The following is a 12,796-nucleotide window of genomic DNA, read 5'->3' on the forward strand; positions in this document are numbered from 1 at the left end:
TGGACACGCCCGCCGCCCCCCAGCCGGCCCCGCCGGCCGCGTTGATGTACGCGCTCCAGGAAGCCGGCGAAGCCAGGCGCCGTGGCGAGACGGTGTTGCTGACCCTGCTGGTGGTCGCCCCGCAGGACCTGAGCGATTGTCACCCGGCGGCGCTGGGCACGGCGGTGACGGCGCTGAAGCAGGTCGGGCTGGACGACGCGGCGCACACGCTGGCGGTGCAGGCGGCGATCTACCAGGGCGTCTGACAGCGGGCTAGAGCAAGATGAAGGTCGACGCGACCTTCATCGATTTTGCTCTAGCCCGCCCCCGCCCGCCATGGCTCCCTGTCCTGCGACGACACGGGGCCGGCGGCGGGCACGATCTTGGACCTTGGACGTGGCCGCTGGCGCCGGGTCTTTCTATATTGGGTGGGTGGGCCGAATTCGACGCGGCCCGGGTGTGGTGACGCGCCCGCCGACCGCCGCGGCCGGCCGGAGCGGCTCGGCAAGCCGGTGGCGGGCGCTCGTGATGGCTGGGATCGGCCATGACCAAGACGGCGAGCGATCGCCACGGCCCGGCGCAGACGATCCGATCGCGCGCTTACGGCCGGGAACGGGTGGAACTCGCGGTGACCCGCAACGGCTACCGGCGTGTCGACTGGCACGGCCGGCGCAGCTGGCTGGGCATCGATCCGGAGACCGCGCGGCAGACCTACCAGCGCTACTGCCTGCACGCCCTGGTCGTTCATGTCTCGCGCCAGGTCTGGCAGCGCGTCGCTGGCGATTAAGCGCGAATCGCTTGGCCCACACGCGCGCCGGGCGCATCGTTACGGTCGGCCGGGTTACGGTCGGCCGGAATGCCCCGTTCCGGCGCCCTGGAAGACGCTCCGACATGTCCGCCGACCTGCTGTCCCAGCGCGACCTGAACGCCGCCGACCGGTTCCTGGAGATGCTGGGCGGGGAGCGCGCGGCCGCGGAGAACACCCGCCTCGCCTACCTGCACGATCTGGGCACGCTGGCCGGGTTCCTGGGTCCGCGCGGCGAATGCCTGGAAACCGCGGGAGCGGACGACCTGCGCGCTTATCTGGGCTGGCTGGCGGCACAGCAGCTGTCGCCGCGCACGGTCGCCCGCCGCCTGTCGACTTTCCGGCAATTCTATCGTTTCCTGTTTTCCGAAGGGCGCCGGAGCGACGACCCGACCGAACCGCTGGACGGCCCGCGCCAGGGCCGCTCCCTGCCCAAGGTGCTGAGCGAGGCGGAGGTCGACGCCCTGCTGCAAGCCGCCGCGGCGCGAACCGGCGTCGAGGGCGTGCGCCTGACCGCGATGCTGGAACTGCTGTACGCCACCGGCCTCAGGGTCAGCGAACTGGTCGCCCTACCCGTCCATGCCGTCCGGCGCGACCCGCGCATGCTGGTGGTCCGCGGCAAGGGCGGACGGGAGCGCATGGTTCCGCTGAGCCAGCCGGCGCGCACGGCGGTCGGCGCCTGGCTGCCGGTGCGCGACGGCTGGCTGGGGACGCGCAAGAACGCCTACCTGTTCCCGGCGCGCCAGGGCGAGGGCCACCTGACCCGCGCCGCGTTCGCCCAGAAGTTGAAGAAGCTGGCCGGCACGGCCGGCGTGGATCCCGGCAAGGTGTCGCCGCACACCCTGCGCCACGCGTTCGCCACGCACCTGCTGGAACACGGCGCCGACCTGCGCTCGGTGCAGCAGATGCTGGGCCACGCCGACATCTCCACAACCCAGATCTATACCCATGTGCTGGACGCCCGGCTGAAGGCGCTGGTCGGCGCGCGCCATCCGCTGGCGGGCGTGCAGCTGGACGGCCTGCTGCAGGACTGACCGGCGCGCGGCGCGGCCGGGCCAGTCGGCGGCGCCCGCGGGCGACCGTCGCCGCGCCCGGCTTGCAAAGGTGCGGGCAAGGCGGCACGTTTTGCGCCCGCGAAAACCAGTTGGTCAGAGGGGTCCAGCATGAGCTTCAAGACGATCCACGAAGCCCCGGCGCGCCTGAACCGCAGCGAACTCGCCGTGCCCGGCAGCGCTGACAAGATGCTGCCCAAGGCGGCGGCGTCGGAGACGGACGTCGTGTTCCTCGACCTGGAGGACGCGGTCGCGCCGGACGACAAGCCGCAAGCGCGCAAGAACGTGATCCAGGCGCTTAACGAGCTCGACTTCGGCGACAAGACGGTGTCGGTGCGGATCAACGGCCTCGACACCCATTACATGTACCGCGACGTGGTCGACGTGCTGGAGAACGCGGGCGACCGGCTCGACCTGATCATGATCCCCAAGGTCGGCACGGCCGAGGACGTCTACGCGGTCGACATGCTGGTGACCCAGGTCGAGCAGGCGATGGGCCGCAAGAAGAAGCTCGGCTTCGAGCTGATCATCGAGACCGCGCTCGGCATGCAGAACATCCACGCGATCGCCGCCGCCAGCCCGCGCAACGAGAGCCTGCACTTCGGCGTCGCCGACTACGCCGCCTCGACCAAGGCGCGCACGACCGCGATCGGCGGGCCCAACCCGTACTACGGCGTGCTCACCGACACGCCGGAGGACGGCGGCGCGCGGGCCTACCACTGGGGCGACATGTGGCATTACGCGATCGCGCGCATGGTGGTGGCCGCGCGCGCCAACGGCCTGCGCCCGATCGACGGCCCGTTCGGCGACTTCTCCGACGCCGACGGCTTCCGCGCCCAGGCGAACCGCGCCTCCGTGCTCGGCTGCGAGGGCAAGTGGGCGATCCACCCCAGCCAGATCGCGCTCGCCAACGAGATCAACGCGCCCAGCGACAAGGACGTCGCGCAGGCCCGCGCGATCCTGGAGGCGATGGAGCAGGCGCAGAAGGAAGGCAAGGGCGCGGTCACGCTCAACGGCAAGCTGATCGACTTCGCCTCGATCCGGCAGGCCGGGCAGCTGGTCAAGAAGGCCGACATGATCGCCCGGAAGGGGTGAGCCGAGGGGGTTACGCTCGGCGCGGGCTTCTCATGCCGAGCGACCCTTCCCCTCTCCCTTGAGGGGAGAGGGAGGGACCCGCGCCCGACAGGGCGTGGGAGGGTGAGGGTGGGAGTCCCCGCCGGCCGCCGCGGAGTCCCACCTTCACCTACCCTCTCCCTTCAAGGGAGAGGGACCCGCCGCTAACGCCAGTTTCCACCGGTCCTGCACCTGTGCGTCTGTATTTCGAATAACGCGCCAGCGTCCCGAGTTCATTACAGAGGTTCCCGATGTCGCGCCTGTGCGCCAGCCTGCTCGCCGCCCTGCTGTTCAGCGCGCCGGCGGGCCATGCGACGAGCATCGAGGTGGACGCCTCGACCGCCCAGCTGCACGACGACCGGGACGTGACGTCGATCGGCGCACTGGCCTGGCGGGCGGGCTTTTCGCTGAGCTCCGACGCGCCGGCTTTCGGCGGGCTCAGCGACCTCGCTTTCACGCCCGACGGCCGGCTGCTGATCGCCGGCGACAAGGGGCACTGGTTCGACGCCCGGCCGGTGTTGGAGGACGGCCGGCTGGCCGGCCTCGCGGACGTGCGCATGGGGGCGTACCGCAAGCTGGACGGCGATCCGGTCACGGTCGGCCGGCACAAGGACGGCGAATCGCTCGCGCTGATCGACGGCGTGCCGGTGGTGGGCTTCGAACAGCTGCACCGCCTGCGCGCCTACCCGGACGGCCTCGAGGCCGCGGCTGTCCGTGTGCCCGAGCCCGGCGGCCTGGCGCGCGCCGGCGGCAACAAGGGCGCCGAGGCGTTGGTCCAGCTGGCCGACGGCCGCCTATTGCTGCTGGTCGAGGGACGCCTGGACGACGGCGACCGCGACTACACCGGCTGGCTGCGCGGGACCGATGGCCGCTGGCGCGCGCTGACCTTCGCCCGCCGGCCGGGCTACCAGCCGACCGGGGCGGCGCAGCTGCCGGACGGCGATCTCCTGGTCCTGACCCGCGCCTACAACCCGCTGGCCGGCGCGCGTGTACGCCTGCGGCACATCCCGCTGGAGACGGTCAAACCCGGCGCGCGGCTGGACGGGCCCGTGCTGGCGCACTTCCGCGCGCCCTATATCGTCGACAACTTCGAAGGGGTGGCGGCACGGACCGTGGCCGGGGAAACCCGCGTGTACCTGGTGTCCGACGACAACTTCAACTTCGTCCAGCGCACCCTGCTGCTGGAGTTCGCGCTGCGCCCGCGATAACGCGCCGACCAGCCGGACACACGCACAAGAATGGCCCGCGAGGGCGCACCCCGCGGGCCATCATGTCATCCAGGGAGGTGGCCTGGTTAGGCCGCGACGCCCTGCTGCTTGGCCTGGACCTTCTCGATCCGGCGCTTGATCTTCAGCGCGTCCGGGCCGAGGTCCTTGTCCTTCGAGGTCAGCAGGAACTGGTCGATCCCGCCGTTGTGCTCGATCGTCCGCAGGCCCTTCGCGGCGATGCGCACGCGCACCATCTCGTCCAGGGTGTCGCTGTACAGCGAGGTGACCTGCAGGTTCGGCAGGAACCGCTTCTTCGTCTTGTTGTTGGCGTGGCTGACGTTGTGGCCAACCTGAACCGCCTTGCCGGTGAAGCTGCAACGGCGTGCCATGGCGTTCGATCCCGCTTGCTTGCTCGTGGTGTGCGTGGTGCGTCGGCGGCCAGCGTCCAGGGCGCGGGTCGTGTCGCGCCAACCGGACGGCCCGGCTCCGGGCCCCAATACCTCAGCGGCCGGCACGCGTGCCAGCCAACGGACGCGGTTTCTAAGCGCTCGCGCGCGCGGCGTCAAGGCTGCAAGGCGTGGCGGTCATGCGGCGCCTTCCTGTCGATCGGTCCGGCCTTTTGCCGCGGCATCGTCCGTATCCGGCGCATGGCCGAGAAAGGTGCGGCGCAGCCGCCGCGCCGCCGCGGCGGCGGGCAGGTCGCCGGCTGTCACCGCGCGTTCCAGCTCCGGCAGGTCGCGGGCGACCTCCGGGTGCTTCTTGAACGCGGCGATCAGCGATTCCTCCAGCTCGTTCCACATCCAGGCGCGCGCCTGCCCCGCCCGGCGTTTGGCGAGGTCGCCGCTTGTGTCCATCGCCTGGCGGTACTCCCGAATCTTGGCCCAGACATCGTCGACGCCCCGGCCGGAGAGCCCAGCGGCGGTCAGCACCGGCGGCTGCCAGCTGTCGGAGGCGGGGCGCAGCATGCGCAGCGCGCTGCGGTATTCGCTGGCGGCCGCGTTGGCGGCGTTGGGATCTACGTCGGCCTTGTTGACGACCAGCAGGTCGGCGATCTCGGAGATGCCCTTCTTGATCCCCTGCAGCTCGTCGCCGCCGCCCGGCAGCAGCAGCAGCATGAACAGGTCGACCATGTCGGCCACGGCCGTCTCCGACTGACCGACGCCGACCGTTTCGATCAGCATGACGTCGAAACCGGCGGCCTCGCACAGCAGCATCACCTCGCGCGTCCGCCGCGCCACGCCGCCCAGCGTGCCGCCGGTGGGCGACGGCCGCACGAACGCGTGCCGGTGCCGGGACAGCTCCTGCATCCGGGTCTTGTCGCCCAGGATCGACCCGCCGGAGCGCGAGGACGTCGGATCGACCGCGAGCACGCCCACCCGGTGGCCCTGCTCGATCACATGCAGGCCGAAGGTCTCGATGAAGGTCGACTTGCCGACGCCCGGAACGCCCGAGATGCCGATGCGCGCCGAGCCGCCGGTAAGCGGCAGCAGGCGCTCCAGCAAATCCTCCGCCAGCTTGCGATGATCGTCGCGGGTGCTCTCCACCAGCGTGATCGCGCGAGCGAGCGCGCGCCGGTCGCCCTGGGGGATGCGCTCGGCCAGCGCCGCCGGGTCGTGCCGGCTCATCGCGTACTCCCGCCGCCGGGGGCACGGTGGCCGGCGCCCGCGTCGTCGTCGCCGTCGTCCTCCAGCGCCGGCGCGCCGGGGCCGAGCGGCTGGCCGTAGGAGAACTCGACGACGTTGCCGTCGGGATCGGTCAGGCAGACGAACCGGCCGACCGGATAGCCCTGGTCGACCGGCTCCATCATCAGGCAGCCACGCGCCCGGCCGACCTCCGCCATCTCGTCGACCGCCGCGGCGCGCTCGACCGCGAAGCCGATGTGCGAGAAATCGCCGGACGCGCGCTGGGCGCCCGGCCCGCCCGGCAGCAGCACGATCACGAAGCGGCCCTCCTGACCGCGCGCGGCCATCCAGACGACCCGGCCGTCATAGGACCCCGACGGCCGGGCGTGCACGATCCGCAGGCCGCAGACGTCCGCGTAGAACGCGATGCAGGCCTCAACGTCGGCGACGTGCAGGGCGATGTGGGTGATGCTTGGGGGCATGACGCCGATGAGCCTAGCGCGCGCCTGCGCGGCTGGCCAAGGGCGGCGGCGGGTCGGTTCCAGCGACGCGGGCGGCGCTAAACCTCGGCGGCCTTCTCGCTCGCCAGGTCGGCGAACTCGCGCAGGAAGACCGAGCCCTTGACCGTGCGCTGGACGAACACGCTGCGCTTGTCCGCCTCGTCCTTGCGCCGGCGCACGAAGCCCAGATCCTCCAGCCGGTCCACGGCGCGGGTGATCGCGGGCTTGGACACGCCCAGTGTCGCGGCCAGCCCGCGCACCGTGTGCGGCGGGTCGGCCATGAATACCTGCAGCAGCACCGCCATCTGCCGGGTGGTCAGGTCCGGCTGGCCGCGTGCCATGCCGGCCAGCACCACGGCGTGCCACAGCATCAACGCCTGTCTCGGATCCAACTGCACCGCTGCCACGACTCCCCCCTGGCTCCGCCACGACTCCGCCACCACTCCGCCCGCAACTCGTTACACGACCGCAACGATACTACCTGAGGTGGCGGGCGCTCGCCAGCGTCTTGGTTGGGCACGACCGACGTTTCGGCGGGTTCCCTCGACGCCATTGGAAGGTGGGAATAAGTCAGGACTGCCCTCCCACTGGAGGAGGACGGGGATACCTCGGGACTGCCGCCCCTATCCGACGTCGATTACCTTGCCCGGATTCATGATGTTCTGCGGGTCGAGGCTGCGCTTGAGGGTGCGCATCAGTTCGAGTTCGATCGGCGGCTTGAAGCGGGCGTTCTCGGCGACCTTCATCTGGCCGATGCCGTGTTCGGCGGAGATCGAGCCGCGGTACGACGCAACGATGTCGTGTACGGCGGCGTTCACCTCGTCCCAGCGGGCGAGGAACGCCTGCGTGTCGGCCCCCTTCGGCTGGGTCAGGTTGAAGTGCAGGTTGCCGTCGCCGAGGTGGCCGAACGGGACCGGGCGGACGCCGGGCACCAGCTCGTGCACCCGGGCGGTCGCCTCGGCCAGGAACGCCGGAACGCTGGACACCGGCACCGCGATGTCGTGCTTGATCGAGCCGCCCTCGTGGCGCTGAGCCTCGACCACCGCCTCGCGCAGGTGCCAGAAGGCTTGCGCCTGGCCGGCACTTTCCGCCGGGGCGGCGTCCAGCACCAGGCCATCCTCGTAGGCCTGCATCAGCGCGCTTTCCAGCGCGGCCTTGAGACCGCCGTCACCGTGGCCGCCCTTGGCCTCGACCAGGACGTACCAGTCGTATGCCCGGTCCAGCGGGTCGACGCTGCCGGCGACGTGCTGGAGCGACAGCTGGATGCCCAGGCGCGGGATCAGCTCGAACGAGGTCAGCGACTGCGCGGTCGCCTGCTGGCACCGGCCCAGCAGCGCCAGCGCGGCGTCGAGGTCGCGCACCGCGCAGACCGCGGTCGCGGTCTCCAGCGGCTGCGGCTGCAGCTTCAGCGTCGCCGCGGTGATGATCCCGAGGGTGCCTTCCGATCCCACGAACAGCTGCTTCAGGTCGTAGCCGGTGTTGTCCTTGCGCAGGGTGCGCAGCCCGTCCCAGACCCGGCCGTCGGGGAGCACGACCTCCAGCCCCAGCACCTGGTCGCGGGCGTTGCCGTAGCGCAGCACGTTCAGCCCGCCGGCGTTGGTCGCCAGGTTGCCGCCGATCCGGCAGGTCCCCTCCGCGGCCAGCGACAGCGGGAACAGCCGGTCGTGCCGCGCGGCCGCCGCCTGCAGGGTCTGCAGGATGCAGCCGGCCTCCACCGTCATGGTGTTGTTCAGCGGGTCGACGTCGCGAATCCGGGTCAGACGCTCGCTCGACAGGATCACCGCGCGGCCGTCCAGATCCGGCGTGCTGCCGCCGACCAGGCCGGTGTGGCCGCCCTGCGGGACGATCGGCGTGCCGGTATCGGCGCAGGCGCGCACCACCGCTGCGACCTCCGCCGTGGTGCCCGGCTTGACCAGCGCCTGCGCCGCGCCGGTATACTTGCGCCGCCAGTCGATCAGGCGCGGGGCCAGTTCATCCGCGTCCGTGACGATGTGACGCGGCTCCAGCACCTCACGCAGACGTGACAGGATTTCCGGCTGTAGCGACGGTTGAGCCATGCCCGGAACTTAGGCCACCCCCGCGGCGTTCGCCAGTAGGTGCACAATTGACATAGCTCGTGTGGCTATTAGGTCCGGCAGGCATCGACGCCTTCGCGCGGGCGCGCCCCTGCGCCGCCCCGCACCCCCTGCGCTGTTGCGACGCCAAAGCCGCACGACCCGGTCACCCCAACGTGCGAGGAGACCCCGTCCAACGATGGCCGAACGACGCCCATCCGCCGGTAAACGCGCCTTTAAAACGCTGCTGACCCTGCTGCTGATCGCAGGCGTCGGCGCGGGTGCGTTCTACGGCTACCGCGGCTACCTGCAACCGATGCTGGCCGGCGACCGCGCCCAGCAGGCCTCGGGCGGCGGCCGGCCGCCGCCCACCGTGACCGCATCGACGGCCGAGCGCAGCGCCTGGCAGCCCGCCCTGTCGGCGACTGGGACGCTGCGCGCCGAGCACAGCATCGCTGTCACCCCGGAGATCAACGGTGTCGTCGCCGAGGTCGGCATGAGATCGGGCGCGACGGTCGCCGAGGGCGACATGCTGGTGCGCATGCGGGCGCCGGAACTGAAGGCGCAGCTGGCGGCGCTGCGGGCGCAGCGCCGCCAGGCGCTGGCCGCGTACCGCCGGGCGGAACGGCTGTTCAAGCAGGGCAACACCTCGCAGGCCCGCCTGGACGAGACCCGCGCCCGCTATCAGAGCCTGGACGCACAGATCGCCGAGCAGCAGGCCCGGATCAACAAGAAGACGGTGCGCGCGCCGTTTGCCGGCCAGCTCGGGATCACCGAGGTCGATGTCGGCCAGTACCTGCAGGCGGGCCAGCCGCTGGTCACGCTGCAGGATCTGACCCCAATCAACGTCAACTTCAGCCTGCCGGAACAGACGCTGCCGCGGGTCAAGCCCGGCCAGACGGTTCAGGTGCGCGTCGACGCCTACCCCGAGACGCGTTTCACCGGCGAGGTCACGGCGATCGATCCGGCGATCAGCGAATCCACGCGCAATTACACCGTTCAGGCGGCGCTGGCGAATGAGGACCGCCGCCTGCGCCCGGGCATGTTCGCCCGCGTCAGCCTGCAGACGGGGGACCCGAAGCGGTTGGTCACGCTGCCGCAGACCGCGATCGTCACCAACCCCTACGGCTCCTCCGTCTTCGTCGTGCAGGACGGCGGCGCGGGGCCGCCGACGGTGACGCAGACGCGGGTTGAGACGGGCGGCCAGCGCGGCACTCAGATCGCCATCACCGAGGGCCTGAGCGGCGGCGAGACGGTGGTCACCAGCGGTCAGATCAAGCTGCGCGAAGGCGTGCCGGTACGCATCAAGGACGGGCCCTCGCCGATCGACGCCGCCGAGGTCCAGGTCGAGGAGCCGTAAGCGCCGTGCGATTCACCGACATCTTCATCAAGCGCCCGGTCCTGGCGACGGTCGTCAGCCTGCTGATCCTGGCGCTCGGCCTGCGCGCGCTGGCCCTGCTCAACGTGCGCGAGTACCCGGAGACGCAGAACGCCACGGTCACGGTCACGACCGCCTATCCCGGCGCCAGCGCGCAGCTGATCAAGGGCTTCATCACCACCCGGATCGAGCGCGCGATCTCGAGCGCGAGCGGGATCGACTACATCACCTCGACCTCGATCCAGGGGGTGAGCACGGTCCAGGCGCGCCTGCGCCTGAACTACGACCCGAACGAAGCGCTGACCCAAATCTCCGCCCAGATCGACAAGGTCCGCAGCGATCTGCCCGAGCGCGCCCAGGATCCGGCGATCAAGCTGTCGGTCGGCCAGACCACCGCGGCGATGTACATGGCCTTCTCGTCCGGCGAGATGGAAGGCAACCAGATCACCGACTACCTGCGGCGCGAGGTCCAGCCGAAGCTGGAAGCCGTGCCCGGGATCGAGGCGGCCAACGTGCTGGGCGGACGCACCTTCGCCATGCGGATCTGGCTCCAGCCCGACCAGATGGCCGCGCTCGACGTCACCCCGGCAGACGTCCGCCGGGTGCTGGCGGAGAACAACTATCTGGCCGGTGTGGGCAACACCAAGGGCCCGATGATCCGGGTGTCGTTGACCGCGGACACCAACGTTAGCGACCCCGAACAGTTCAGGCAGCTGGTGGTGAAGGAGCGCAACGGCACGGTGGTGCGCCTGTCCGACATCGCCAACGTGCAGCTGGGCGCGACCAACTACGACAGCGGCGCCCAGTACGACGGTAAGACCGCGACCTTCATCGGCCTGAACGTGCAGCCGGGCGCCAACCCGCTGACCGTGATCGGCGAGGTCAAGGACCGCTTCCCGGAGATCAAGCAGGCCTTCCCCGCTTCGCTGCAGGGCGCGATCGCCTACGATTCGACCGTCTACATCCAGGATTCAATCAATGAGGTGGTGAAGACCCTGGCGGAGGCGATCGCCATCGTCGTGGTGGTGATCTTCCTGTTCCTGGGCTCGATCCGCACCGTGGCGATCCCGGTGATCGCGATTCCGCTGTCGCTGATCGGCGCGTTCTTCATGATGTGGACGATGGGCTTCTCGCTGAACCTGCTCACGCTGCTCGCCATGGTGCTGGCGATCGGTCTTGTGGTGGATGACGCGATCATCGTGACCGAAAACATCCACCGCCACGTCGAGGAGGGGCTGAAGCCGTTCGACGCCGCGATCAAGGGGGCGCGCGAACTGGCGACGCCAGTGCTGGCGATGACCGGCACGCTGGCCGCGGTGTTCGCGCCGATCGGCTTCATGGGCGGCCTGACCGGCGCGCTGTTCAAGGAGTTCGTGTTCGCGCTCGCCGGGGCGGTGGTGATCTCCGGCATCGTCGCGCTGACGCTCTCGCCCATGCTGTGCTCCAAGATCCTGCGCCCGCACATCGGCAAGCAGGGGCTGGTGCACGGCCTGGATGTCGCGTTCAACAAGCTGAAGCAAGGCTACGAGAAGGTCTTGCACGTCGCGCTCAACGCACGCGTGCTGATCGTCCTGTTCGGCTTCGGCGTGCTGGTCGGCTGCTACTACATGTACACCAACCTGCCGTCCAAGCTGGCGCCGAAGGAGGACCAGGGGATCATCATCGCGCAGTCGACCGGCGCGCCGAACGCCTCGATCGGCCAGTTCCGGATGTGGACCGACCAAATCGTCCCAATCTTCAACCGGTTCGAGGCGACCGATCACATCTTCCAGCTGAACGGCCTGTCGGGCGGCACCTCCGCCGCGCCCAGCAACACCGGCATCGCCGGGCTGAACATGAAGCCGTGGACTGAGCGCGAGATCACCGCGATGGAGCTGAAGCCGAAGGTGCAGGCCGCGCTCGCAGAGATCCCAGGGATCCGCTCGGCCGCTTTCCTGCCGCCCCCGCTGCCCGGCTCCGGCGGGGGGCTGCCGGTGCAGTTCGTGATCGGCTCGATCCAGGACCCGGCGCAGATCTACGAGTTCTCGCAAGCGCTGACCGGGATCGCGCTGCAGAGCCCGCTGTTCGCCTTCGCGCAGTCCGACCTGAAGTTCGACCGGCCGAGCGTGAACGTGGAGATCGACCGCACCAAGGCGCGCGCGATGGGCATCGACATGGCCGAACTGGGCCAGACCCTGGCGGGCATGCTGGGCTCCAACTACGTCAACCGGTTCGCCCTACAGGGTCGCAGCTACAAGGTGATCCCGCAGGCCGAGCGGGAGGCACGGATCAACCCGCAGCAGCTGCTGGACTACCAGGTGCGCACCGGCTCCGGCGAGCTGGTGCCGCTGTCGACGGTGGTTTCGCTGAGCGAGCAACCGCGGCCGCGCAAGCTGAAGCGCTTCCAGCAGCTGAACGCGGCGACCATCTCGGCGATCCCTGCCCCCGGCGTGTCGATGGGCGAGGCCCTGTCGTTCCTGCGCGCGGAGGCGGAGGCGATTCTGCCGTCGTCCTACACGATCGGCTACAAGGGCGCGTCGCGGCAGTACGTCCAGGAGGGGCAGTCGCTGGTCTATACCTTCGGGTTCGCGCTGCTGACCATCTATCTGGTGCTGGCCGCGCAGTTCGAGAGCTTCCGCGATCCGCTGATCATGCTGGTCTCGGTGCCGATGTCGGTGGGCGGCGCGCTGCTCGCGATGACCTGGGCCGGGGTGTCGCTCAACATCTATACCCAGATCGGGATGGTCACCCTGATCGGCCTGATCGCCAAGCACGGCATCCTGATCGTGGAGTTCGCCAACCAGCTGCAGGTCGCGGGCTATTCCAAGCGCGAAGCGATCGAGGAAGCCGCGGGCGTGCGCCTGCGCCCGATCCTGATGACCACCGCCGCCACCGTGATGGGCGTGGTGCCGCTGATCTACGCCGTCGGCCCGGGCGCGGTCAGCCGGTTCCAGATGGGCCTGGTGATCGCCAGCGGGATCGGCATCGGCACGATCTTCACTCTGTTCGTGGTGCCGGCCTTCTACACCTACCTGGCCCGCCGCCACGAAGCCGAGCCCAGCAGCGCGGACGCCGTGCCGGCGGAGTAACCGCCGGCACCGGCTCT

Annotated in this window: 12 protein-coding genes; 7 read left to right on the forward strand and 5 right to left on the reverse strand. The window is 70.2% G+C overall.

From position 1 onward, the window contains the following. From CKO28_RS18750 to CKO28_RS18770, 5 genes are all read left to right on the forward strand, one after another. The coding region (locus tag CKO28_RS18750) for a hypothetical protein (protein ID WP_200342343.1) at positions 1 to 245 on the forward strand (245 nt) is incomplete at its 5' end. Between the two features lie 278 nt (positions 246 to 523). Then, positions 524 to 766 carry a hypothetical protein gene (locus tag CKO28_RS18755; RefSeq protein WP_200342344.1) on the forward strand — a complete coding sequence of 81 codons (243 nt, stop codon included), beginning with the start codon at positions 524 to 526 and terminating at the stop codon, positions 764 to 766. A 104-nt stretch (positions 767 to 870) separates the two neighbouring features. Further along, entirely contained in the window at positions 871 to 1,818 is a 948-nt protein-coding gene (locus CKO28_RS18760; protein ID WP_200342345.1) for a site-specific tyrosine recombinase XerD, read from the forward strand. 129 nt (positions 1,819 to 1,947) lie between these two features. Then, positions 1,948 to 2,931, forward strand: coding sequence for an HpcH/HpaI aldolase/citrate lyase family protein (locus CKO28_RS18765; RefSeq protein WP_200342346.1), 984 nt, complete (start codon positions 1,948 to 1,950; stop codon positions 2,929 to 2,931). Positions 2,932 to 3,200: 269 nt separating this feature from the next. Continuing rightward, complete coding sequence (locus CKO28_RS18770) at positions 3,201 to 4,157, forward strand: esterase-like activity of phytase family protein (protein WP_200342347.1); 957 nt, start codon at positions 3,201 to 3,203, stop codon at positions 4,155 to 4,157. A gap of 86 nt (positions 4,158 to 4,243) precedes the next feature. Here the strand turns inward: CKO28_RS18770 and rpmB are convergent, their stop codons facing one another. From rpmB to CKO28_RS18795, 5 genes are all read right to left on the reverse strand, one after another. Beyond that, positions 4,244 to 4,546, reverse strand: coding sequence for a 50S ribosomal protein L28 (gene rpmB, locus CKO28_RS18775; protein ID WP_200342348.1), 303 nt, complete (start codon positions 4,544 to 4,546; stop codon positions 4,244 to 4,246). 195 nt (positions 4,547 to 4,741) lie between these two features. Beyond that, a complete protein-coding gene (gene meaB, locus CKO28_RS18780) occupies positions 4,742 to 5,782 on the reverse strand; it encodes a methylmalonyl Co-A mutase-associated GTPase MeaB (protein ID WP_200342349.1) in 1,041 nt (346 codons plus the stop codon). After that, on the reverse strand, positions 5,779 to 6,261 hold the full coding sequence (locus CKO28_RS18785) for a VOC family protein (protein WP_200342350.1): 483 nt from the start codon (positions 6,259 to 6,261) through the stop codon (positions 5,779 to 5,781). Before CKO28_RS18785 ends, meaB begins: the two co-directional genes overlap by 4 nt. 77 nt (positions 6,262 to 6,338) lie before the next feature. Then, positions 6,339 to 6,650: a MarR family transcriptional regulator gene (locus tag CKO28_RS18790; RefSeq protein WP_200342381.1), complete on the reverse strand. Its 312-nt coding sequence runs from the start codon at positions 6,648 to 6,650 to the stop codon at positions 6,339 to 6,341. 252 nt (positions 6,651 to 6,902) lie between these two features. Continuing rightward, positions 6,903 to 8,336 (reverse strand): FAD-binding oxidoreductase, encoded by a 1,434-nt coding sequence (locus tag CKO28_RS18795; protein WP_200342351.1) that lies wholly within the window; start codon positions 8,334 to 8,336, stop codon positions 6,903 to 6,905. A 196-nt stretch (positions 8,337 to 8,532) separates the two neighbouring features. Between CKO28_RS18795 and CKO28_RS18800 the strand changes: the two genes are divergently transcribed. Continuing rightward, complete coding sequence (locus CKO28_RS18800) at positions 8,533 to 9,693, forward strand: efflux RND transporter periplasmic adaptor subunit (RefSeq protein ID WP_200342352.1); 1,161 nt, start codon at positions 8,533 to 8,535, stop codon at positions 9,691 to 9,693. Between the two features lie 5 nt (positions 9,694 to 9,698). After that, positions 9,699 to 12,779, forward strand: coding sequence for an efflux RND transporter permease subunit (locus CKO28_RS18805; protein WP_200342353.1), 3,081 nt, complete (start codon positions 9,699 to 9,701; stop codon positions 12,777 to 12,779). Positions 12,780 to 12,796: the final 17 nt, after the last annotated feature.

The sequence above is a fragment of the Rhodovibrio sodomensis genome (assembly GCF_016583645.1).
GTDB lineage: Bacteria > Pseudomonadota > Alphaproteobacteria > Kiloniellales > Rhodovibrionaceae > Rhodovibrio > Rhodovibrio sodomensis.